Annotated in this window: 23 protein-coding genes; 20 read left to right on the forward strand and 3 right to left on the reverse strand. The window is 64.6% G+C overall.

All coding sequences use genetic code 11. The features are described 5' to 3' along the window. Positions 1 to 143: 143 nt before the first annotated feature. Both RFM40_RS04755 and RFM40_RS04760 read right to left on the reverse strand, forming a co-directional pair. Positions 144 to 1,304 (reverse strand): patatin-like phospholipase family protein, encoded by a 1,161-nt coding sequence (locus RFM40_RS04755; RefSeq protein WP_320224622.1) that lies wholly within the window; start codon positions 1,302 to 1,304, stop codon positions 144 to 146. Further along, positions 1,297 to 2,079: an acetoacetate decarboxylase gene (locus tag RFM40_RS04760; RefSeq protein ID WP_320224621.1), complete on the reverse strand. Its 783-nt coding sequence runs from the start codon at positions 2,077 to 2,079 to the stop codon at positions 1,297 to 1,299. Before RFM40_RS04760 ends, RFM40_RS04755 begins: the two co-directional genes overlap by 8 nt. 223 nt (positions 2,080 to 2,302) lie before the next feature. Between RFM40_RS04760 and RFM40_RS04765 the strand changes: the two genes are divergently transcribed. Continuing rightward, positions 2,303 to 3,091 carry a 3-hydroxybutyrate dehydrogenase gene (locus tag RFM40_RS04765; protein ID WP_320277214.1) on the forward strand — a complete coding sequence of 263 codons (789 nt, stop codon included), beginning with the start codon at positions 2,303 to 2,305 and terminating at the stop codon, positions 3,089 to 3,091. A 200-nt stretch (positions 3,092 to 3,291) separates the two neighbouring features. Here RFM40_RS04765 and RFM40_RS04770 read toward each other — a convergent pair whose 3' ends face one another. Further along, positions 3,292 to 4,488: an ROK family transcriptional regulator gene (locus tag RFM40_RS04770; RefSeq protein WP_320224619.1), complete on the reverse strand. Its 1,197-nt coding sequence runs from the start codon at positions 4,486 to 4,488 to the stop codon at positions 3,292 to 3,294. A gap of 134 nt (positions 4,489 to 4,622) precedes the next feature. Between RFM40_RS04770 and RFM40_RS04775 the strand changes: the two genes are divergently transcribed. The 19 genes from RFM40_RS04775 (at position 4,623) to RFM40_RS04865 (ending at position 22,668) form a co-directional block, all read left to right on the forward strand. Then, on the forward strand, positions 4,623 to 5,888 hold the full coding sequence (locus RFM40_RS04775) for an ABC transporter substrate-binding protein (protein ID WP_320277215.1): 1,266 nt from the start codon (positions 4,623 to 4,625) through the stop codon (positions 5,886 to 5,888). A gap of 55 nt (positions 5,889 to 5,943) precedes the next feature. Continuing rightward, on the forward strand, positions 5,944 to 6,879 hold the full coding sequence (locus RFM40_RS04780) for a carbohydrate ABC transporter permease (RefSeq protein ID WP_320277216.1): 936 nt from the start codon (positions 5,944 to 5,946) through the stop codon (positions 6,877 to 6,879). After that, entirely contained in the window at positions 6,872 to 7,768 is an 897-nt protein-coding gene (locus tag RFM40_RS04785) for a carbohydrate ABC transporter permease (protein WP_320221005.1), read from the forward strand. The genes RFM40_RS04780 and RFM40_RS04785 overlap by 8 nt, the downstream gene beginning before the upstream one ends. After that, positions 7,765 to 8,886: an ABC transporter ATP-binding protein gene (locus RFM40_RS04790; RefSeq protein ID WP_320277217.1), complete on the forward strand. Its 1,122-nt coding sequence runs from the start codon at positions 7,765 to 7,767 to the stop codon at positions 8,884 to 8,886. Before RFM40_RS04785 ends, RFM40_RS04790 begins: the two co-directional genes overlap by 4 nt. Positions 8,887 to 8,897: 11 nt before the next feature. After that, positions 8,898 to 9,665 (forward strand): SDR family NAD(P)-dependent oxidoreductase, encoded by a 768-nt coding sequence (locus RFM40_RS04795; RefSeq protein ID WP_320224616.1) that lies wholly within the window; start codon positions 8,898 to 8,900, stop codon positions 9,663 to 9,665. Positions 9,666 to 9,705: 40 nt separating this feature from the next. After that, positions 9,706 to 10,707, forward strand: coding sequence for a sugar phosphate isomerase/epimerase family protein (locus RFM40_RS04800; RefSeq protein WP_320221002.1), 1,002 nt, complete (start codon positions 9,706 to 9,708; stop codon positions 10,705 to 10,707). Next, on the forward strand, positions 10,704 to 11,516 hold the full coding sequence (locus tag RFM40_RS04805) for an SDR family NAD(P)-dependent oxidoreductase (protein WP_320224615.1): 813 nt from the start codon (positions 10,704 to 10,706) through the stop codon (positions 11,514 to 11,516). The genes RFM40_RS04800 and RFM40_RS04805 overlap by 4 nt, the downstream gene beginning before the upstream one ends. 11 nt (positions 11,517 to 11,527) lie before the next feature. Then, positions 11,528 to 12,304 carry an SDR family oxidoreductase gene (locus tag RFM40_RS04810; protein ID WP_320277254.1) on the forward strand — a complete coding sequence of 259 codons (777 nt, stop codon included), beginning with the start codon at positions 11,528 to 11,530 and terminating at the stop codon, positions 12,302 to 12,304. Positions 12,305 to 12,443: 139 nt separating this feature from the next. Further along, positions 12,444 to 13,262 carry a chromate resistance protein ChrB domain-containing protein gene (locus tag RFM40_RS04815; protein ID WP_320224613.1) on the forward strand — a complete coding sequence of 273 codons (819 nt, stop codon included), beginning with the start codon at positions 12,444 to 12,446 and terminating at the stop codon, positions 13,260 to 13,262. Then, positions 13,259 to 14,647, forward strand: a complete 1,389-nt coding sequence (gene chrA / locus RFM40_RS04820; RefSeq protein WP_430691640.1) for a chromate efflux transporter — start codon at positions 13,259 to 13,261, stop codon at positions 14,645 to 14,647. Before RFM40_RS04815 ends, chrA begins: the two co-directional genes overlap by 4 nt. Positions 14,648 to 14,749: 102 nt before the next feature. Continuing rightward, entirely contained in the window at positions 14,750 to 15,634 is an 885-nt protein-coding gene (locus RFM40_RS04825) for a dihydrodipicolinate synthase family protein (protein WP_320224612.1), read from the forward strand. Positions 15,635 to 15,656: 22 nt separating this feature from the next. Continuing rightward, positions 15,657 to 16,316: a GntR family transcriptional regulator gene (locus RFM40_RS04830; RefSeq protein WP_320224611.1), complete on the forward strand. Its 660-nt coding sequence runs from the start codon at positions 15,657 to 15,659 to the stop codon at positions 16,314 to 16,316. 64 nt (positions 16,317 to 16,380) lie between these two features. Beyond that, positions 16,381 to 17,718 (forward strand): ABC transporter substrate-binding protein, encoded by a 1,338-nt coding sequence (locus tag RFM40_RS04835; protein WP_320224610.1) that lies wholly within the window; start codon positions 16,381 to 16,383, stop codon positions 17,716 to 17,718. Continuing rightward, positions 17,718 to 18,656 carry a carbohydrate ABC transporter permease gene (locus RFM40_RS04840; RefSeq protein ID WP_320224609.1) on the forward strand — a complete coding sequence of 313 codons (939 nt, stop codon included), beginning with the start codon at positions 17,718 to 17,720 and terminating at the stop codon, positions 18,654 to 18,656. The genes RFM40_RS04835 and RFM40_RS04840 overlap by 1 nt, the downstream gene beginning before the upstream one ends. Continuing rightward, positions 18,657 to 19,478, forward strand: a complete 822-nt coding sequence (locus RFM40_RS04845; RefSeq protein ID WP_320224608.1) for a carbohydrate ABC transporter permease — start codon at positions 18,657 to 18,659, stop codon at positions 19,476 to 19,478. Positions 19,479 to 19,514: 36 nt separating this feature from the next. Then, positions 19,515 to 20,573: an ABC transporter ATP-binding protein gene (locus RFM40_RS04850; protein ID WP_320224607.1), complete on the forward strand. Its 1,059-nt coding sequence runs from the start codon at positions 19,515 to 19,517 to the stop codon at positions 20,571 to 20,573. Between the two features lie 419 nt (positions 20,574 to 20,992). Further along, a complete protein-coding gene (locus RFM40_RS04855; RefSeq protein WP_320224606.1) occupies positions 20,993 to 21,172 on the forward strand; it encodes a hypothetical protein in 180 nt (59 codons plus the stop codon). 46 nt (positions 21,173 to 21,218) lie between these two features. Continuing rightward, positions 21,219 to 21,761 carry a sigma-70 family RNA polymerase sigma factor gene (locus tag RFM40_RS04860; RefSeq protein WP_320224605.1) on the forward strand — a complete coding sequence of 181 codons (543 nt, stop codon included), beginning with the start codon at positions 21,219 to 21,221 and terminating at the stop codon, positions 21,759 to 21,761. Further along, positions 21,748 to 22,668 carry an anti-sigma factor family protein gene (locus tag RFM40_RS04865; RefSeq protein ID WP_320277218.1) on the forward strand — a complete coding sequence of 307 codons (921 nt, stop codon included), beginning with the start codon at positions 21,748 to 21,750 and terminating at the stop codon, positions 22,666 to 22,668. The genes RFM40_RS04860 and RFM40_RS04865 overlap by 14 nt, the downstream gene beginning before the upstream one ends. Positions 22,669 to 22,673 lie beyond the last annotated feature (5 nt).

Genomic DNA, 22,673 nt, shown 5'->3' on the forward strand with positions numbered 1-22,673 from the left:
GGCGCCCTGTAACACAGTTTTCGCCGAGTTTGCCGCGGAAAACAGGGTGACTTCACGAGGGACGCGCCGATGCGGCGTTCGTGATGCGCACGATGCGCAGCGTCCTTGTCCCGAGATTGCTCCGCTGGTGGGGGACGCAAGTATCAGGTCGGGTCTTCCCGATGCAGGTCGTGGATGGCGACGCCCTCGGCATTGGTCGGCAGCATCAGCCACTTTTTGTGGCGCAGCGTGCGCTCGGTGTCCTCGAGGCCCATCTCCCAGTGCTCGCGCATCGAGGTGCCCGAGAATTCATAGTCCTTAGCGTGGCCCTCATAGCCTTTGTGCTGGTAGATCAGGTGGACGATGTTGACCATGCCGGCGTCGGAATAGTCGGCGATCAGCTCCCTCTCGCCGTCCTTGAGCTGCTCCGGCGGAACGCGTTTCAGCGCATCGAGCAGCTTCATCTTGAGCGCATGGATGCGCTGGAAATTGTCGGTGTTCTGACGCGTGCGGCTCGAATACATGATGTCCTTGTGGCGCGACAGCACGTCGGCCATGCCACGCGGCAGCACGCCGCGGGCGCTGAACAGATCGACCTGGAACACCAGCGACGAACGGTCTTCCTCCTGGTCGAGCAGGTATTGCAGCGGTGTGTTGGAGACGATGCCGCCGTCCCAGTAATACTCGCCCTCGATGCGGATCGAGGGGAAGGCCGGCGGCAGCGCGCCGCTCGCCATGATGTGCTCCGGCCCGATGCGCACCTTGTCGGTGTCGAAATAGACGAAGTTGCCGGTCCTGACATTGACCGCGCCGACGCTGAGCCGCTTCTTGCCGTCGTTGAGCACGTCGAAGTCGATCAGGCTCTCCAGCGTGTCCTTCAGCTCGGCGGTGTCGTAGAAGCTGTTGGCGCCTTCCGCGCCGGGCGGCTGGAACCACGGGCTCGGGTTGCGCGGCTTGAAGAAGCCGGGCTGGCCCATGGTCATCGTCATCCACGACGAGGTGCGGTTGCGGATGTCGCGATAGATGTCGCCTTCGGGCGTATAGGCCCAGATCTTGCGGCCGGAAATCGTCTGCCAGAACTGCTCCAGCCGCTGCAGGCGCCGGCTCGGCTCGTTGCCGGCGATGATCGAGGCGTTGATCGCGCCGATCGAAACGCCGGAGAGCCAGGTCGGCTCGCAGCCGGCGTCGGAAAGCGCCTGATAGACACCTGCCTGATAGGCGCCCAGCGCGCCGCCGCCCTGGAACACAAGGGCGATGCGGTCGTATTGCGCGGAGATTTCATGAATGGTGGCGGCGGCCACGTTGTTGCGGGTGCGTTCAAGCACGGGCCTTCTCCGGCTGTATTGCGTTCGCTGCGGACCGGCCGGCGAGATAGTCGTGCACGACCTCGCCAAGCCCAAGCGTCAGATCGGCGGTGAAGTGGACGGCCGACACGACCTCGAGCACCGGCAGTTTCGCCACATCGGCCATGACATGGGGCCGAAGGTCGAGCGCGGCCGGCGCCGTCCAGGCTTCCTTCAGCGTCACATCGGTCAGGTAGTGGCGCACCAGCTCGCAAATGCGCGGGCTGCCGTCGACATGCGGGATGATCTTGATCAGGAAATTGGGCGCGGCGAGCGAGGCGAGCACGGAATCGTGGTCGGCTTCGCGGTGCTTGTAGCCCATCGTGCCGGTGGCGCACAGAACGCTGCCATAGTGCAGCGTCCCCACCACAACTTCGCCCTCATGCACGATCTTGGGGCTGGCGAGCTTCTTGGGGAAACCCCAGAGCTCGCGGCCGCCGGCGATCGGCGCGTCGTCGTCGAGATACATGGAATGGACATAGCCACCATGCTGGCCGCCGAAGCGCACGGGGATGACCTGGCCGGTCTCGGTATAGTCGCCGAAGCCGGTCGAATCCGGCATGCGGATGAACTCATACTTGACCAGCGGCTCATCGATCTCCAGCGGCTTCGGCACTATCGCCTCCAGCGCCTCGCGCGTCGTGCGATAGGTGATGATGATGTATTCGCGGTCGAAGAAGCGATAGGGGCCGGGCGGGAAGGACGGGTTGGTGAGCGGCATCGCATAGGCGTGCTTCACGACATCGGCGATTTCCATGCTGCTGCCCCAGTGCTTTTGAAGAATGTCCCCGCGCGAATGCGCTGGCAAATATGTTGCACGGCAGCATGACAGTGCCGTGTCAGCCGCACTCGGCGCGTCATCGAGCCGGCAAACAGCGCTGTCGTGCTGTAATCGAGCCGACACATGGCCATGGCATTGTCATGTTGCGTCGCACAAACTATCAGCCTCATAGTTCCTCCCTCCTCTTGCGAGATCTCCCATGGGTTCCCTGTCTTCGAAGAATGCGCTCGTCACCGGCTCGACCAGCGGCATCGGCCTTGCAATCGCCCGCGCCTTTGCCGCCGAGGGAGCCAACGTCACCATCAACGGCCTGGGCGACGCCGCGGCGATCGAGCAGGAGCGTGCCCGCATCGAGAAGGATTTCGGCGTAAAATGCCGCTATTCGGGCGCCAACATGATGGACGGCCCCGCGGTCGCCGCCATGATCCATGAGGCCGAAGAGGCGTTCGGCAGCCTCGACATACTGGTCAACAATGCCGGCATCCAGCATGTCGCGCCGATCGACGAATTTCCCGACGACAAGTGGGAAGCGATCATCCGCATCAACCTGCTTGCCGCCTTCTATGCCATCAAGGCGGCGCTGCCGGGCATGAAGCGGCGCAAATGGGGCCGCATCATCAACACGGCCTCGGCGCACGCGCTGGTCGCCTCGCCGTTCAAGTCGGCCTATGTCGCGGCCAAGCACGGCATTGCCGGCCTGACCAAGACGGTGGCGCTGGAAGTCGCGCAAGACGGCATCACCGTCAACGCGATCGCCCCCGGCTATGTCTGGACGCCGCTGGTCGAGAAGCAGATCCCCGATACGATGAAGGCGCGCGCCATGACCGAGGAGCAGGTCAAGCACGACGTGCTGCTTGCCGCGCAGCCGACCAAGGAGTTCGTCACTGTCGAAGAGCTTGCGGCGCTAACCTTGTTCCTATGCTCGGATGCCGCCAAGCAGATGACCGGCACGACTTTGCCGATGGATGGCGGCTGGACGGCGCAGTAGGCGCGCTTCCCTGAGCAGTTCATCGTTTCACGGAAACGCTGAACTGCTCTAACTATCTATTTTTTACGCAATTCCGGACGGAAAACCGTTACACACTTTTCCTGGAATTGCTCTAAAGGGGGCGCTGTCGCAGCGTAAGGCTTAACTCGCGGTGCTTCGTACTATCCTTCCCCTGGCGCAGTCCTTGCCGGTCCCCATGGCTATTGAAGTCGCCCGTAATGGCTCAGGACGAGGCCGACGGCTCCAAGCAGCACATCGTTTTCGGTGTGCTTGCCGATGATTATTCGCGTGCGCCTGTCGGGGGCGACGTCCCGCGCCTTGATTAGGGTGTGCCGTTCATAGGCTGCAATGAGTGGCGTAAGCAGGATGTCGCCGGCGAGCGCCATGCGTCCTCCGATGATGATGAGGGGCGGGTTCAGAACGGATCCGATCATGCCCAGGCCGCGGCCCGCCATTTCGGCCGTATCCTCGATCATGCGCAATGCTCCGACATCCCCCTGCTCGGCCATGCGGATCACGTCGTCCATCGTGACGCGCCGGCCCGTCACGCGCGCGATCTGCTCCAACGGCCGGTTGAAGCTGGCGTAGAGTTCCAGGCAGCCTCGATTGCCGCAGCGGCAAAGATCGCCCGATGGATCGATGCTCATGTGACCGAATTCGCCCGCGCCGCCGGCAATTCCGGTCACGACGCGTCCGTGCTGGACGATCGCGCCGCCGACCCCGAGGTCGATCTTGAACAGGACAAAGTCCTCGTAACCGACGGCGGCGCCCCACATCATCTCGGCAATGGCGGCGCAGTTGCTTTCATTGGCTGCGAAGATCGGCTGCTCCAGCACCGGCCCAAAGACATGTCGGATGTTGACGCCAGCCCAAGTGGGAACGATGCTGGCCCGCTGGACGAAGCCTTCGGGGCTGACCGGTCCCGACACAGAAACCCCGACACCCAGGAGGCCGGACGCAGACAAGCTGTTCTCCTCGTAGCATTGTGCGATCGCCGCCTTGGTGAGCTTTGCCGCCCGGTCCGGAGGATAATCCAGGCCGAGGGGGATAGTTTTTTCAGAAATGAATGAATGCGAGACGTCGGCCACAGCGACCCGAATCTCGTCGAGACTAAGATGAACGCCAACGCAGGTGCCGGCTTCAGGATTGAGCATCAGCGTCGCCGGCGGCCGGCCGACGCCTTTGGCCGTTTCGTCAGCCGCCGCCAGTTCCACCACGACCCCTGACTTCTTCAGACCAGTCAAAGCCGTCGAGACGGTCGAGCGGGCCAAGCCGGTGAGCCGGGCGATCTGCGCGGCGGAAATGGCGCCGCGCTGGCTGAGACAGCGGACAATCAGACTTTCAGGCGTGCCCGGAGGTTGACCGTCCAGCAGCGATCTGAGGAGGCTTTTTGTCATTTTCGTCTTAAAACTCCTTGACTGCCGATCGTATTTGATCATTCTAGAAAAAACTAGAGACCTTCTGCGATGCGCGGACGGTCTTGACGAAACGGTCGTGATGAACCGTGCTGAAATCAAATGGGAGTGAGACGATGAGATATCTGAGGGCGAGCCTTGTCGCTACGGCGGCATTTGCCTTTCTTGCAAACACAGCACTCGCCGAGCCGAAGACCAATCTGCTCCACCAATGGGCCACAGGATCGGACGCGCAGGCTATCGCCAAGCTTGGCGAGATGTTCGAGGCAAAGGGCGGAAAATGGCAGCAGACCTCGATCGCCGGCCATACCGCCAACACGCTTGCCAAGCTGCGCGCCGACGTGATCGCAGGCAATGCTCCGCCGGCGGTTCAGCTCAAGGGTCCCGAGATCGCTGAATGGAACAAGACCGGCATGACCGCCGATCTGGATGATCTCGCGAAGACGGAGAACTGGGAGAAGGTGGTGGCGCCGGAATTGCTGCCGGTGATGAAGCCGAGCGGCAAGTGGGTGGCGGCACCCATGAACATCCACCGCATCAACTGGATATGGGCATCGCCAAAAGTCATGCAGGCCGCCGGCGTGACCGAGGTTCCGAAGACCTGGGCGGAATTCAATGCAGCCTGCGACAAGATCGTGGCCACCGGCAAGATCTGCATCGCGCACTCGACCGCCGACTGGACCGATTCCACCGTCTTCGAAGTCGTCGTCTACGGCCAGGACCTCGACCTCTATCGCAAAGCCTTCGTCGAAGGCAACGTAGACGCCATGCGCAGCGACGGCATGGTCAAGGCCTTCGAGCAATTCCGCATCATGACGTCCAAGTACATGGACCCCGGCATGAACGGCCGCGACTGGGATTCGATGTCGGCTCTGGTCGGCCGTGGCGAGGCGGCGTTCCACATCATGGGCGACTGGACGATCGGCCTGCTTACCGCCGCCGGCTTCAAGGAGGGCACGGATTATGTCTGCGCCCAGGCGCCGACCGACTGGGGCAAGCCCGGCTTCATCCTGAACTCCGATTCCGTCGTGTTCTTCCAGCAGAAGGATCCCGACTATGTGGAGGGCCAGAAGCTGCTCGCCAGCACCATCCTGTCGCCGGAGTTCCAGACCGTCTTCAACCAGGCCAAGGGCTCGATCCCGGCGCGCCTCGACGTCGATCTGTCGAAGGGCTTCAATCCCTGCCAGCAGAAGTCCCAGAAGGACCTGCAGGCCTCGATCGAGGCGGGCACGCTGGTCCGCTCAATGGCCCACAACATGACCATCCCGCAAAAGGTCCGCGGCGCCATCATGGATACGATCACAGAATTCGTCGCGACGCCGGACATGTCCGCCAAGGATGCGGCCAACGCCATGGCCGACGCCGCCGAAGCGCAGGAATGACGTGCGGAGGGCGCCGGCGCGACATCGCGCCGGCGCCCGGCCGGCAGGAAGCCCAATGTCCATCCACGACCTTTCCGTTCCGATAGCCGTGCCGGCCCGCTCGTGGCGGGATCGTCTGGGATCGATCGTGCCGATCCTCGTGCTCGCCCCCTCGCTCGCGGCGAGCTTCGTCTATGTCTTCGTGTTCACGGGCTGGACGCTCTATCTGTCGCTGTCAGACTCGACACTTTTGCCGAGCTACGGCTTTGCGGGCCTCGACAACTACGTATCGCTCTGGTCCAACCGGCGCTGGAACATCGCCTACACCAACCTTTTCCTCTTCAGCGGCTTCTACATCGTGGGCTCCATGGCGGTCGGGCTGCTGCTGGCCATCCTGATCGACCAGCGCGTGCGCGGCGAGGCGGTGTGGCGGACGATCTTCCTCTACCCGCTGGCGGTTTCCTTCATCGTCACCGGCACCGTCTGGAGCTGGCTCTACAATCCGGTCGACGGCATCCAGGCGCTGGTGCGCGGGCTGGGCTGGAGCGAATTCAGCTTCGCGCTCACCAGCGATCGCAACCACGCGATCTACGCGGTGATCATCACCGGCGTCTGGCAGTCTTCCGGTTTCGCCATGGCGCTCTTTCTGGCCGGCCTGCGCTCGGTCGATCCGGATCTGGTGAAGGCGGCGCAGATCGACGGCGCATCGGTCGTGCGCACCTACAGGAAGGTCATTCTGCCAACCATCGCGCCGATCTTCCTCGCGGTCGCCGTCATCCAGATCCAGTTCGCCATCAAGACGTTCGACCTCGTCGCCGCCCTGACCCGCGGCGGGCCGGGCATCTCGACCACGTTCCCCGCCATCTACGTCTACGATCTGATGTTCCAGCGTGGCGAGATCGGCGAGGGCGCGGCCGCCGCGGTCATGATGCTGGCCGCGCTTGCCGTGGTGCTGGTGCCCTATTCGCTGTGGGTGGTGTGGCGCCGCCGGGCGGAGGCAGGAAATGGCTGAACTGGCCGCCGCCATCGACCTGGAAGCGGCTGCCGCGAGCCGCAGGCACTTCTGGAGCCGGTTCGCGATCTATGGCCTGCTCACGGTCTTCGCCGCAATCTATCTGATCCCGCTGCTCGTGGTCGTCTTCAATTCCTTCCGCGAGCAGGCGGAGATCGCGCGCGACGGGCTCATCTCGCTGCCAAAGACCTTCCGGCTGGAGGCATGGGCGCAGGCCTGGAGCACGTATTGCATCGCCGGCACCTGCCAGGGGATGCAACGGAATTTCCTGAACTCGCTGTGGATGACCATTCCGGCGACGATCATCTCCACGCTGCTCGGCGCCGTAAATGGCTATGTGCTGTCCAAGTGGCGCTTCAAGGGCTCGGAAATCCTGTTCACCTCAATGCTGCTCGGTGTGTTCATGCCAGGGCAGATCGCGCTGATGCCCTGGGCATTCGTGCTTGGAAAGCTCGGCCTGACCAACTCGACCTACGGCCTGATCCTGGTGCATGTCGTCCAGGGCATTTCCTTCACCACCCTGTTCTGCCGCAACTACTATGTCGGCATCCCCGACGACCTGATCAAAGCGGCGCGCATCGACGGCGCCGGCTTCTGGCGGATCTTCTGGAAGATCATAATACCGCTGTCGCCGCCCATCCTGATCGTGACCGTCATCTGGCAGTTCACCGGCATCTGGAACGAGTATCTGTTCGGCGTGGTCTTCACGTCCGGCCAGGCGCAGCCGATCACCGCCGCGCTTGTCGCGCTGACGGCGAGCGGCACGACCGCCCGCAGCTACGACGTGATGAGCGCCGCCGTGCTGATCGGCGCGCTGCCGCCGCTCCTGATCTATCTCTTTGGCGGCAAATACTTCGTTCGCGGTCTGACACAGGGCGCCATCAAATGACGAGCCAATCCCTATCCGCCCTGACCATTCGCAATCTCTACAAGAGCTACGGCGCCGTGGACGTCTTGAAGGGCATCAACCTCGAAGCGCAGCCGGGAGAGTTCATCGCTCTCGTCGGACCTTCGGGTTGCGGCAAGTCCACCCTGCTTGCCATGATCGCCGGACTTGAAAGCGTGACATCGGGTGAAATCCGCATCGGCAACCGGCTGGTCAATTCCGTGCCGCCAAAGGACCGCGACATCGCCATGGTGTTCCAGTCCTATGCGCTCTACCCGACCATGACCGTGCGCCAGAATATCACCTTCGGCATGGAGAGCCGCGGCGTACCGAAGGCCGATCAGGCCGAAGCCGTCAAGCACGTCGCGGCGCTGCTGCAGATCGAGGCGCTGCTTGGCCGCAAGCCCGGGCAACTCTCCGGCGGTCAACGCCAGCGGGTCGCCATGGGCCGGGCGCTGGTGCGCGACCCGAAGCTTTTCCTGTTCGACGAGCCGCTTTCCAACCTCGATGCCAAGCTGCGCGTCGACATGCGCACCGAGATCAAGAAGCTGCACAACCGTGTCGGCAAGACCACGGTCTATGTCACCCACGACCAGGTGGAGGCGATGACGCTCGCTTCGCGCATTGCCGTCATGCATCAGGGGTCGGTGCAGCAGTTCGACGCCGCGCAGATGATCTACAGCCGCCCCGCCAACATGTTCGTCGCGGGCTTCATGGGCTCTCCGGCGATGAATTTCATTCCCGCCGAGCTCGGCGACGGGGCGGGCCGGCCCTGCGTCACGGTTCGGACCGTGGATGGCGGCACGGCAGCGTTGGAACTTGCCCAGCCGGTGCCGGCCAGCGCGCCGAGGAACGTCGTGCTTGGCGTGCGGCCGGAACATATCTACCGCTTTTCGGACGACTTGAAGCACCGCAAGCGCGCCATTGCGGCGGTGAAGGCCCCGGTCGAGCTGGTCGAGCCCACGGGTGCCGAGACCCTGGCGGTGCTTCGCTTCGGCGATCTCGAAGTCACCGGCCGTTTCGACCCGGACAGTGCGCCACGCATGGGCGAGACAATGACCCTCGGCATCGACATGGCGCGGGCTTGCCTCTTCGATCCGACGACCCAATCCCTTCTTTGAAAGCTCAGCCTTTGACATTCGCCACCTATCCAAGCCTCGCAGACCGTGTCGTGCTGATCACCGGAGGAGCCTCCGGGATCGGCGCCGAAATGGTTCGCGCCTTCGCGGCCAACGCGGCGCGAGTGGCCTTTCTCGACATTCAGGAAGCGGTCGGCCGGGAACTGAAGGCGGAGCTTGCGGGCGCCACGCGCCACGCGCCTCTGTTCCTGCCATGCGATGTGACCGACATCGCGGCCCTGCGCGCAGCGATCGAGAATGTGCGGGAAAAGGTCGGGCCGGTTGCTGTCCTGGTGAACAACGCCGCCAATGATGACCGCCACGCAGTCGCTGAAGTGACGCCGGACTACTGGGATCATGCCCAGAACGTCAATCTGAAGCATCAGTTCTTCGCCGCCCAGGCCGTCCATCCGCAGATGAAGTCGCTGGGCTTTGGCTCCATCATCAACCTTTCCTCGACCTCCTGGCGCTTCGGCGCCGACCAGATGACCGCCTATGCCACGGCCAAGGCCGCGATCATCGGCATGACGCGGTCGTTGGCCCGCGCCTTCGGTCCCGACAATATCCGCGTCAACGCCATCGAGCCGGGCGCCGTGATCACCGAGCGGCAGCGCCGTCTCTGGTACGCGACGCAGGAGTCCGTCGATCAGATGGTCGGGCGCCAGTTGATCAGGCGGGTTCTGCTGGCCGACGAGATCGCCCGCACGGCGCTTTTTCTCGCCGCCGACGACAGCCGCATGATCACCAAGCAATCCATCATCGTCGATGCGGGCCTGCGCTGATGCAGGTTCTCCGTCTCCCCTCGTTCGATCGGCTGGCCTGATGCTGCGCGTTGGTTTGAACCCCTATGGGCTTACCTATCATCTTGGGCTGCAGGGCCGCGGCACGCCGCGCGCCAACCCCAAGGGCGCGGGGCTCGAAGGCTTCATCGCCCTGGCCGAGGAGCTCGGCGCACGCACGCTGGAGATCTACGATCCGTGGCTGGCGGAAATGTCCGATTCCGGGCTGGCCGCACTGAAGGAGCGGCTCGATGGGCTTGGGATGACGCCCGTCGTCAGCGCCGGGCTCAACATGATGGGGCCGCTGGAGAGCGCGTTCCGTTCCGCCCGCTCGCTCGGCGCGAAGACCATCCGGCTCGGCCTGACACCGGTTCTGTGCGGTGACCGCAATGCCTGGGGCGACAAATGGGGCGAGCTCAACGCCTCGATCAGGTCGGCGCTTCAGCAATGGGGGCCGCGGGCCGAAGCCGAAGGCCGCGTGCTCGCGATCGAGAACCATCAGGATTTCGGCAGCGCCGAGCTGGTGGCGTTCTGCGAGACCGGCGGGCGAGGGGTCGGCATCACGTTCGACACCGGCAATACGTTTCCCGTCGCCGAGGCGCCGCTCGACTTCACCCGCCGCATCGCGCCCTATGTGCGACATGTCCACCTGAAGGACTACCGCGTCCAGTTCACGGGCGAAGGATACCGGCTCGTGCGCTGCGCCATCGGCGACGGCGCCGTGCCCTTCCGCGACCTCGCGGCCCTGCTCGGCGACCTGCACGACGAACTCACCGCGGTGCTCGAGCCGGGCGCGCTCGAGGCGCGCCATGTGCGCTTTCTTCTCGACGACTGGTGGAACGGCTATCCGCCGCAAACCGCGCGCGAATTCGCCGCCTGCCTTGCCGCCGCGCAAAAGAATCGCCTGCCCGACGATGCCGATTTCCGCACTCCCTGGGAGCGCGGGGACGACGGCGCCCTGGTTTCCTACGAGCTCGACATGATCCGGCGCAGCGCCGCCAACATGAAGGAGCTCGGCCTCATGACCTTGGAGAACCCCTCATGACAACTCGCGAACTCAGCGGCATCACCGCCTTCGTCACCGGTTCCGGACGCGGCCTCGGCCACGTCATGGCGGACCGGCTGGCGGAACTCGGGGCGGACGTTGCAATCCACGACCTGGACTGGACCCAACCGGCGAAGTACGGCGAGTTCGCAGACCTCGGTGAATCGGCAAGGCACCTGGGACGACACGGCACCCGGGTGACCGCGGTCACCGGCAATATCGGCGACCGTGCCGCCGTAGCCGAGATGAAGCGCAAGATCGAGGCGGAACTCGGCGATGTGCATGTGCTCGTCAACTGCGCGGGCGGCGACATCGGCGCCAAGGGAACCAAGCCCAACCCCAACAATGCCCTCGACATCGATTACGAGGACATAAAGGTGCTCACCGAAAACAACCTGATCGGCACCATGCTGGTTTGCCAGGCCTTCGTGCCGCCGATGGTGAAGCGCGGATCAGGGTCGGTGATCAATATCGCCTCGGCGGCCGCTCACCTCGGCTGCTCGCCGGAGGTCGTCTATTCGACGCTCAAGGCTGCTGTCGTCCACTATACCCGTTGCCTCGCCAAGGAACTGATCGACGAGGGCGTGCGGATCAATGCAGTCAGCCCCGGGGCGACGAAAACCGCCCGGTTCCAGGCGACACGCGTCGTCGATCCGGCAAGGATGGATTCGTCGAAGCGTTCCCTGAACCGCTATGCCGAGCCTGAAGAGATTGCCGAGGCTGTCGCCTTTCTCGCTGGATCGCGCGCCCGCTTCATCAACGGCCAGGTGATCCGCGTGGACGGCGGCTTCACGATCTTTCCGGGGTGATGCACGTGACGATGAGGGAAACTGCCATCAAGCGCTTCGACCTTTCCGGCCGGCTCGCGCTGGTAACCGGATCCTCGAAGGGGATAGGCTTCGCGATGGCCCGCGGCCTGGCCGAAGCAGGCGCGGAGCTGGTGCTCAACGCGCGCAACGAAAGCGTGCTGGAGGAGGCCCGGGCAAGGCTCGCCGCCGAAGGCCATAAGGTTCACGCTCGCGCCTTCGACGTGACCGACGCGGCCGCCGTGGCGGCAGCGGTCGATGCCATCGAGAGCGAAATCGGTCCGATCGAGATCCTCTTCAACAATGCCGGCACGCAGTTTCGCGCGCCGCTCGAGGAATTTCCGCTGGATGCCTGGGAAAGGCTCAAGGCGACCAATATCGACAGCGTGTTCCATGTCGGCCAGGCTGTGGCACGCCGCATGATCCCGCGCGGACACGGCAAAATCGTCAACATCGCCTCCGTGCAGAGCGAGCTGGCACGCACGAGCATCGCGCCCTATACGGCGACCAAGGGTGCCGTGAAGATGCTGACCAAGGGCATGGCGACCGACTGGGCGCGATATGGCCTGCAGGTCAATGCGATCGGTCCAGGCTATTTCAACACCGAACTCAATGCCGCCCTGGTCGCCGACGCCAACTTCACCGCCTGGCTGGAGAAACGCACGCCTGCCGGCCGCTGGGCAGAGGTCGAGGAACTGATCGGGGCGGCGGTCTTCCTGGCATCCGATGCATCAACCTTTGTCAACGGCCACGTCCTTTATGTCGACGGCGGCATCACGGCATCGCTCTGACGGGACGAGCGTAGAAGCTCTTCCTTGACAATCGGCGGGGATCGATCCAGCATTCCGGTAAGGGGTTCCCCGCGACGACCCCGTGAGGCGTCAGCCCAACGATCGCGTCCAAGCTCTCTTTGTTCAGGAGGTGGACGCCATGCCATCAACAACCGCAATCACCGTTCCGCAGCTTTCCCGTCTCATCGGACTGCCGGATGCGCCTGTTCTCATCGACGTACGCATCGATGACGACTATCAAGCCGATCCGCGCCTGCTGCCGGCCTCCCGCCGGCGCGACTTCAGAACCGTCTCGACCTGGGCGGCCGAATTCTCCGGATCAAAAGTCGTCGTCATCTGCCAGAGAGGGCAGAAGCTTTCGCAAGGCGTCGCCGCGTGGCTGCGCCACGAAGGCATTCCGGCGGAATCGCTGGAAGGCGGGTTCGAGACCTGGGCCGACGCCAAGGCGCCGCTAGTCACCGCCAGCGCGATCCCGCCCCGCGACGAGAAGGGCCGCACCGTATGGGTCACCCGTTCCCGACCGAAGGTCGATCGCATTGCCTGCCCCTGGCTGATCCGCCGCTTCGTCGATCCCGACGCGGTTTTCCTGTTCGTCGACCCGGCCGAGGTGCCTCTGGTGGCCGATCGCTTCGCAGCGGTTCCCTTCGACATCGAAGGCGTGTTCTGGAGCCATCGTGGCGATCGCTGCACCTTCGACACGATGATCGAGGAATTCGGCCTGCGCACCGAGGTGCTAGATCGTCTCGCGCTCATCGTGCGGGGGGCAGACACGGCGCGCCTCGACCTCGTTCCGCAGGCGGCCGGGTTCCTCGCCGCCTCGCTCGGCCTGTCGCGCATGTTCCGCGACGACCTCGAGCAGCTCGAAGCCGGCATGCTCTTCTACGACGCCTTCTTCCGCTGGTGCCGCGACGCCACCGACGAGACGCATAACTGGCCGGTCGGAGGCAAGGCACAATGACCATGCTCGCCAAGGACGGTGCCGCACAGCCGGCCGAGGTTCCGGCCGTGCCGACTTTTCGCGAGGCGACGCGGCTGTGGGCGAAGATCGGGCTGCTCTCCTTCGGCGGGCCGGCCGGGCAGATCGCGCTGATGCACAAGGAGCTAGTCGAGGAGCGCCGCTGGATCGGCGAGGAGCGCTTCCTGCATGCGCTCAACTACTGCATGCTCCTGCCGGGCCCGGAGGCACAGCAGCTTGCCATCTATGTCGGCTGGCTGCTGCACCGGACGGCCGGCGGCCTGGTCGCCGGCACATTGTTCGTGCTGCCGGGCGCGCTGGTCATGCTGGGTCTGAGCAGCTTCTACATGCTCTACAACGACGCGCCGTTCATCGCGGCGCTGTTCTTCGGCGTCAAGGCGGCGGTGCTTGCCGTCGTCGTCGAAGCCGTGATCCGCATCGGCAAGCGGGCGTTGAAGAACCGGGCCATGGTCGTGATCGCGGTGGCGGCCTTCCTGGCCATCTATGTCGGCAAGCTGCCGTTCCCGCTGATCGTGCTTGCGGCGGGCCTCATCGGCTGGATCGGCAATCGCTTCGCGCCGGGGCTGTTTTCCGCTTCGGCGCATGGCAAAGGCGGCGCCGCTGCCGACAGAAGCGGCGTCGTCGACCTGATGTTCGAGCGCGGGGAACTCGGCCACACCGTGCCGACCAGATGGCATGCCGCCCGCACCATCGCCATCTGGCTGCCGCTCTGGCTCGGACCGGTGGCGCTGATCGCCGCGCTGGCGGGACCGGGGAGCGTGTGGGCGCAGATCGGCGGCTTCTTCAGCCTGATGGCCGTGGTCACCTTCGGCGGCGCCTATGCGGTTCTCGCCTATGTCGCGCAAGCCGCGGTGACCTCGTTTGGCTGGCTTTCCCCCGGCGAAATGGTCGACGGGCTGGGGCTTGCCGAAACGACGCCCGGGCCGCTGATCCTGGTGCTGCAATTCGTCGGCTTCGCTGCCGCCTATCGCCATGCCGGCGCGATCAGCCCGCTGCTTGCGGGATCGCTCGGGTCGGCGCTGACGCTCTGGGCCACCTTCGTGCCCTGCTTCTTCTGGATATTCCTCGGCGCGCCCTACATCGAGCAGCTGCGGCAGAACAAGGCGCTGTCGGCGGCGCTCGGTGCGATCACTGCGGCCGTCGTCGGCGTGGTGATGAACCTTGCGCTCTGGTTCGCGCTGCATGTCGTCTTCACCCAAATCGACAGCGTCGGCTGGGGCGTGGAGGTTCCGGTCTTCTCCTCGCTCGACTGGCGCGCGGCGTTGCTGTCGGCGGCTGCGATGGTCGCGATGCTGCGGCTGAAAGCCGGCATGCTGCCGACGCTCGCAGGATCGGCATTGGCGGGACTGGTCCTGCAGGCATTGTGAATTGTTTCCGGCCGCAGTCGAGCGTGATCGAGAGCTCTATTTACAACTAACATGTTAGCATGATACGGCTGCCTGCCGATTGATGAATTGGAGACTTTGCAGGTGGCTTCGCGCTTTGGTCTGTCGGTTGCGCTCACAACGCCCTTTGATGCAGCCGGGCGGATTGCCGTCCCGCTGATGACCGCGCATGCTCGGGCCTGTCTCGATGCCGGCTGCAGCAGCGTGACTTTGTTCGGCACCACCGGCGAAGGCGCGTCCGTTGGCACTACGGAACGGCAGGCGGTCATCGATGCCATGCTCGCGGCGGGTATTTCGGCCGATCAGCTTGTCGCCGGTGTGCTCGTCGATGCGGCAGAGGATGCCGCGGAGCAGTGCCGCCAGGCCCTGCAGCGTGGCGCCCGCAACATCCTGCTCGCGCCGCCGAGCTACTTCAAGAATGTCGGCGACGATGGGCTGTTCGGCTGGTTTGCGGCCGTGTTTGCTGCGCTCGGCCCACTCGCCCGTGGCATGCTGCTCTACAACATCCCCTCGGTCACGACGGTCCAGCTCTCGCTCGACCTGATCGGTCGGCTGCGCAAGGCGTATCCAGGCGCGGTCGCCGGGGTCAAGGATTCGGGCGGAGACTGGGCCTACAGCGAAGCGCTGCTCAAGGCGCATGGCGACCTGATAATCCTGATCGGCGACGAACGGCATCTGGCGCCGGCGGTGCGGATCGGCGGCCAGGGCGCGATTTCCGGCATGGCAAATTTCGCCGCCGGCGAGCTTCGCGCCATGATCGAAAGCGGACGCGACGACTCCCGTGTGGAGGGCTTCGTCCTCGAATTGCTCAGGCATCCCGTCATCCCGGCGGTGAAGGCGATGGTGGCGCGCCAGACCGGCGACGAACGCTGGCTGACGGTGCGGCCGCCGCTCGAGCCGGTCGCGCCACCGGAGCGGCAGCAGCTTGGTGCCGCTTACGACCGGCTGTTCTCGACGCAAGCGGCGTGAGCGACGGAGGGCGCTGATTGGCATGGACGACACGAGCGAACCGGCAACTCTGAGGGAAAAGGCCTATGCCAGCTTCACGCGGCACCTGCTGGCCCGCGACCTCAGGCCGGGCCAGTTCGTGTCGCAGCGCGAACTGGTTGCCTTCACCGGCCTGCCGCTTGGCGCCATCCGCGAGATCGTGCCGCGGCTCGAGGCGGAGGGACTGCTGTCCACGATTCCGCAACGCGGCATGCAGATCGCGCATATCGACATCAGCCTGATCCGCGAGGCCTTCCAGTTCCGCCTGTTCATGGAGCGCGAGGCGGTCGCGCTGTTTGCCGTCAACGCTTCCGACGCCGAGATTTCCCGTCTGCGGCGCGAGCATGAGGAGATGCTCGCCCAGGCGCTGGCGCAGACGGCGACGCCGGAAATGGAAGCCAAGGCGCAGAATATCGACTGGGCGATGCATGACACCTTCATCAGCGCGCTGGACAACGAGATCATCGCCAAAGCCTACCTAGTCAATTCGGTGAAGATCAGGCTCATCCACCAGGAGCGTTTCCGCATCGACGGCCGCGTCGTGCCGGTCATGCGCGAGCATCTGGCGGTGATCGACGCGCTGGAGAAACGCGATCCGCAAAAGGCGGTCGAGGCGATCAGCCAGCACATCGACAATGCGCGCCGCCTGGCGCTCCAGATTTGAGGAAGCAGGACCGCGCCGCAATCGACGCTGCGCAATCGACAACGACAGCAACCGGGAGGAAGAAATGTCGTCCAATCCGTTCAATCCAACCAGGAGGCAGCTTCTCCAGGGAACCGCCGCGCTCGCGGCCGCCGGCCTTGCCGGTCTTCGTCCGGGCTTTGCCGCGGGTGTCGACTGGAAGCGCTTTGCCGGCACAACGCTCGACGTCAATCTGGTAAAGAGCCCGCGCAGTGACACCATCCTGAAGAATCTCGCCGAGTTCGAGGAACTGACCGGCATCAAGGTCAATGCGGAGGCGACGCCCGAACAGCAGCAGCGCCAGAAGACGGTGATCGAGCTCAGCTCCGGCAAACCGAGCTTCGATGTCGTGCATCTGAGCTACCATGTGCAGAAGCGGCAGTTCGAGAAGGGCGGCTGGCTGGCCGACATTTCCGGCTACCTTGCCGATCCGGGCCTCACGGATCCCGGGCTGGTCGAAAGCGATTTCGCCGAGGCCGGCATGCAGTTCGCCAAGGACGGCCAGGGCGTGCTGCGCTCGCTGCCGTTCTCGGTCGACTATTGGATCCTTTACTGGAACAAGGAGCTGTTCGACGCCAAGGGGCTGAAATATCCCGAGAGTTTCGAGCAGCTGGTGGCCGCCGCCGAAGCGCTGACGGACCCTTCGAGCAACACGTTCGGCTTCGTCGCCCGCGGCCTCAAGAACGCCAACACGCCGGTGTGGACGTCGCTGATGCTCGGCTACGACACGACGCCGCTCGACAGCGACGGCAAGCTGCGCACCACGTCTGCGGACGCAATCGAAGCCGCTAGCCTCTATCAGCGGCTGATGACCAAGGCGGCGCCTCCCGGCGTCACCGGCTTCAATTGGGCCGAGGCGCAATCCGCTTTCCTGCAGGGCAAGATCGGCATGTGGTTCGACGGCGTGGGCTTTGCGCCGCCGATGGAAAATCCGGAGAAGTCGCGGGTGGTCGGCAAGGTCGGCTACGGCGTCATACCAAAAGGCCCCAAGGCGCATGCCGCGGGCACGTTCGGCGACGGCATCGGCGTGACGTCGGCCAGCACGAAGAAGGAAGCGGCCTACCTCTTCTGCCAGTGGGCGGTATCGCCGGCCATGGGCGCGCGCCTGCTGCAGGCCGGAGCCGGCGTACCGTTCCGCAAATCCGTGCTGGAAGACCCCAAGGTGCGCGAAGGTGTTACCATGCCGCCGAGCTGGCTTGATGCAGTGGTCGGATCCGGCAATATCAGCCGGCTGGCGCTGCCGGTCATCATCCCGGTCACCGAGTTCCGCGACATCTATGGCGTGGCACTGACCAACATGATCGCCGGTGCCGATCCCGCCGACGAGCTGAAGAAGGCCACCGAGCAGTTCCAGCCGGTGCTCGACAGGAGCGAGCAAGGCTGATGTCCGCCATCGCCCCGGAACGCGCAGGGGTGACGACGCAAGCCATCGAAGAGAGCCAGCCGGTCCGGCTGGCTCCCAACTATTGGCCTTTCGTCGTCCCGGCGCTGGTCGTCGTCGGCGCCGTGATCGTCTTTCCCTGGGCCTTCACGCTGTGGATGAGCGTCAACAGCTGGACGCTCGGCCAGTCGCGAAGCTTTGCCGGGATGGAAAACTATCTGCGCCTGGCGAGCGATCCGCGTTTCTGGGAATCGCTGTGGCACACCTTGACCTATACGTTCCTGTCGGTGGTCGCGCCGATGTTTTTCGGCACCGTCGCCGCCCTGATCTTTGACGCCCGGTTCCCATTGCGGGGCCTGCTGCGCGGCCTCTTCGTGATGCCGATGATGGCCACACCCGTCGCCGTGGCATTGGTCTGGACGATGATGTTTCATCCGCAGCTCGGCGTGCTCAACTACCTGTTGTCGCTTGTCGGCATTCCGGCGCAGGAATGGATCTTCAACGCCAACACGGTCATCCCGTCGCTGGTCGCGGTCGAGACCTGGCAATGGACGCCGCTGGTGATGCTGATCGTGCTGGGCGGGCTGGCATCGGTGCCGCGCGAGCCCTTCGAGAGCGCCGAGATCGACGGCGCCAACGCCTGGCAGCAGTTCCGTTATCTCACCTTGCCGATGATCGCGCCGTTCCTGATGATCGCGGTCATCATCCGCACCATCGATGCGCTGAAGAGCTTCGACATCATCTACGCCATGACCCAGGGCGGGCCGGGCACGGCGTCGGAAACGATCAACATCTACCTCTACAACACCGCCTTCTCCTACTACGACATGGGCTATGGCTCGGCCATGGCCGTGGTCTTCTTCATCGTCATCGTGGCCCTGTCCTTCATCCTCTTGATGCTGCGCCAGCGCTCGCAGTGGGTCGACGCGGAGGGCAAATAGATGAGCTCGCGGCTGCTCAACAAGCTGGGCCTCTTCTTCGCGGCGCTGGTCCTGGTCTCGCCGGCGATCCTGTTCTTCCTCTGGATGATCTCGCTGTCGCTGAAGTTCGAGATCGACAATGGCGCCTATCCGCCGATCCTGATCCCCGAGCGCTTCGCCTGGTCGAACTATGCGAAGGTGTTCGAGGAGAACAACTTCCTGCTCTATCTCTGGAACTCGGTGCTGGTGACCGGCACGGCGACGCTCTTGGCGTTGCTGATCGGCGTGCCGGCCGGCTACGGCATCGCCAGGCTCAAGGCGGAACGCTCGGCGATCGTCATCATGATCGCCCGAATGACGCCGGGGCTTTCCTACCTCATCCCGCTCTTCCTCTTGTTCCAGTGGCTGGGCATCCTCGGCACGCTCTGGCCGCAGATCATCATCCATCTGGTGGTGACGGTGCCGATCGTGGTCTGGGTGATGATCGGCTATTTCGAGACGACGCCGATGGAGCTGGAGGAGGCGGCCAATATCGACGGCGCCAACTCCTGGCAGGTGTTCCGGCTGGTGGCGCTGCCGATCGCCAAGCCGGGCATTGTCGTCGCCTTCATCCTGTCGGTCATCTTCTCATGGAACAATTTCGTCTTCGGCGTGGTGCTCGCCAGCCGCGAGACGCGGACCTTGCCGGTCGCGGTCTACAACATGCTGTCCTACGAGCAGGTGAGTTGGGGACCGCTCGCCGCCGCGGCACTTGTGGTGACGCTGCCGGTGCTGGTTCTGACCATGTTCGCGCAACGGCAGATCGTCGCCGGACTGACCGCGGGCGCGGTCAAGGGCGGTTGAGCGCCCGATCCGCCGTCACTTTTTTGGAGACACGCAATGGCATCGGTAACCATCAACAATGTGCAGAAGGCCTTCGGCAACGCCAAGATCATCCACGATGTCAGCGTCGACATCGCCGATGGCGAGTTCGTCATCCTGGTCGGCCCGTCGGGCTGCGGGAAGTCGACGCTGCTGCGCATGATCGCGGGGCTGGAAACGATCTCGGCCGGCAAGATCGCGATCGGCGAGCGCACCGTGAACAATCTCAGGGCGCGCGATCGTAACATCGCCATGGTGTTCCAGAACTACGCGCTCTACCCGCATATGACGGTGGCCGACAATATGGGCTTCGCGCTCAGGATCAAGAAATCCGATCCGGCCGACACCGCGAGCCGGGTCAAGCGGGCAGCGAGCATCCTTGGTTTGGAAAAGCTGCTCGACCGCTATCCGCGCCAGCTCTCCGGCGGCCAACGCCAGCGCGTCGCCATGGGCCGCGCCATCGTGCGCGATCCGCAGGTCTTCCTGTTCGACGAGCCGCTCTCCAATCTCGACGCCAAATTGCGCGTCCAGATGCGCGGCGAGATCAAGGCGCTGCATCAGCGGCTCGGCACCACAACCATCTATGTCACCCACGACCAGATCGAGGCCATGACCATGGCTGACAAGATCGTCGTGCTGCATGACGGCCTTGTCGAGCAGATCGGCGCGCCGCTCGATCTCTACGACCGCCCGGCCAATCTGTTCGTTGCCGGCTTCATCGGCTCGCCCGCCATGAACTTCATCCATGGCCACATCGAGGAGGGTATCTTCCGCAGCGCCGGCGGACTGACGCTGCCGCTGCCGGAAGGTATCCAGCCGACCGAGGCCGCGGGAAGGGAATTGGTCTACGGCATTCGCCCCGAACACATCCGGGCGACTAGCCAAGGTCTCTCCGGCACGGTCACGCTTGTGGAGGCGACCGGCTCGGAGATCTTCGCCACGGTCGACTGCGGCGGGGAGGCGATCTCCTGCCTCTTCCGCGAGCGGCTTGCGTTGAAGCAAGGCGAGAGCGTGCGGATCGAGGTTGACCGCGCCTCGGCGCATCTGTTCGACGCCAAGACCGGCCGGCGCATCTGATCGCTGCCGTCTGCGCTCAATTGTAGAGAGGACGTCCGGTCGTCTCCTCGGCTGACCGGCGCGGGGCGCAGCTCTTCGCGGCGGCGACTCGCCATGCTCGAGCTGAAATCGGCATGCTGCCGACGCTGACGGGATCGGCGCCGGCATGTATGCCTTGCAGCCCGACCGATCACGTTGGCGTGATCGAAAAATATGATCATTTCGGGAATAAACCACCGGCCCCGCCGGTCTTCCGGGCATGTACCAGGCTGTGTGCCGCAGGAGATCGACATGGATAGGCATCGCAACGAGACCGGCGTGGATGAGGTCAGCCGCTGCCATTGGCTGGAACGAATGAGCTGGGCAAGCGTCTTTCGGACACCACCGTCCCGCCGCCGGCGCTGATCCCGTGCGAACCGCAGCAAAAGAGATCCACGACAATGACGACGACGCATCTCGTCGCGGCCAGCGATGCGCCTTTCCTTTCCGAGGCGCCGTTCTCTTCCGAGGCGCTTGACTCAGGTGACCCCAATGCCTTCACCTCCACCAAAGCAGGCGCCTTCGCCTGCAATCGCGATCTTCACCCGCTCGGGCAGGGACAGATCGGCGTCACCCGCTGAAGGTGGCCGCGGAGCCCTGGCGGGAGCGCCTGACGGTGGAACGGTGTTGAGCGAAAGAATGCTGGCCGCGCGTTTTGCCGAGGTGGTGCTGCCGCATCTCGGCGATGCGCTGTCGCTCGCCCGCTGGCTGACCGGCAACGCAGCGGACGCCGAGGATGTCGTGCAGGAAGCCTGCCTCAAGGCGCATGCCGGCATGGCCGGCTTTGCCGGCGGCAACCCGCGCGCCTGGCTGCTCACCATCGTGCGCAACGCCTCCTACACCTGGATGGCGCGCAACCGGCCGCGCGCGGTGGTCGCCGTCGGCGATCTCGCCGATCTCGACGACGTGTCGCCGAGGCCGGATAGCGACTCCGACAGTCCGGAGGCGGCGCTGATCGCGAAGGCGAACTCGGCGGCAGTGGAAGCGGCGATCGCAAGGCTGCCGGACGTGTTTCGCGAAACACTGGTGCTGCGCGACATAAACGGGCTCAGCTACCGCGAGATCGCGGCGATGTTAGGGGTGCCGCAAGGCACGGTGATGTCGCGGCTGGCGCGGGCCCGCAGCCTGCTGATGACGGACATTGGAGGGCGCCACCATGAGCCCGCATGAAAATCGCCCGCGTGAGGATGGATTGCCGCAAGACCCGCAGGATATGAAGCTGATGATCCACGCTCTTGTCGATGGCGAGCTCGATGCCGCGGCCGCCCTTGCCGTCGAGCGACGCATCGCCGCCGATCCGGACCTTGCCGCCGAGCATGCGCGCATCCTCTCGCTGCGCGGAGCTGTTGCGAACGTGCCGCGCCCTGCCGTCAGCGACGATTTCCTGGCGCGTATCGCGGCCATCGCCGAGGTGAAGGCTTCCGATGAAGCCGAGGCCGCGCGGGGTGAAGCCGTGAAGGCAGAGTCGCGGCCGCAACAGCAGCAGGGCAAAGTCATCGCGATGCAGCCGCGCGCTACGGCACGCTGGTTCAACTCCTTCGATTGGCGCCAGATGGCGGCCTCGATCGTGCTCACGGCGTTTCTCGCCAGCGGCGCGACGCAGTGGCTGATGGTGGAGAATGCGCCCGACAGTTTCGCGGTCGACGTCGCCAACAGCCATCGCCGCAGCCTGCTTGCGGCAACGCCGGTCGACATCGTGTCTTCCGACCGGCATACGGTGAAGCCGTGGCTCGACGGCCGGATCGGCGTGTCGCCGCCGGCGCCCGACATGGCCAAGGACGGCTACGCGCTGCTCGGCGGCCGCGTCGAGGTCATCGGCGACAGGCCGATGCCGGCGCTGGTCTACCGCCACCACGAGCATCTGATCACCCTGGTGGCGGCGCCGCGGCAGAACGAAGCCAAGTCGGTACCGGTGGCGGACGATCTCTCGGCGGGCGGGTTCCTGCTGGTCCATTGGACCGACGGCGCCTTCTCCTACTGGGCGATCTCGGATGCCGAGCGGCCGGCGCTCGACGATTTCGTCGCCCGCTTCCGGGAGGCGATCATCGCCAATCCGGCTGCGGGTAGCCCGGGTTAGCGCTA

It is taken from the genome of Mesorhizobium captivum (assembly GCF_033977165.1).
Taxonomy (GTDB): Bacteria; Pseudomonadota; Alphaproteobacteria; order Rhizobiales; family Rhizobiaceae; genus Mesorhizobium; species Mesorhizobium captivum.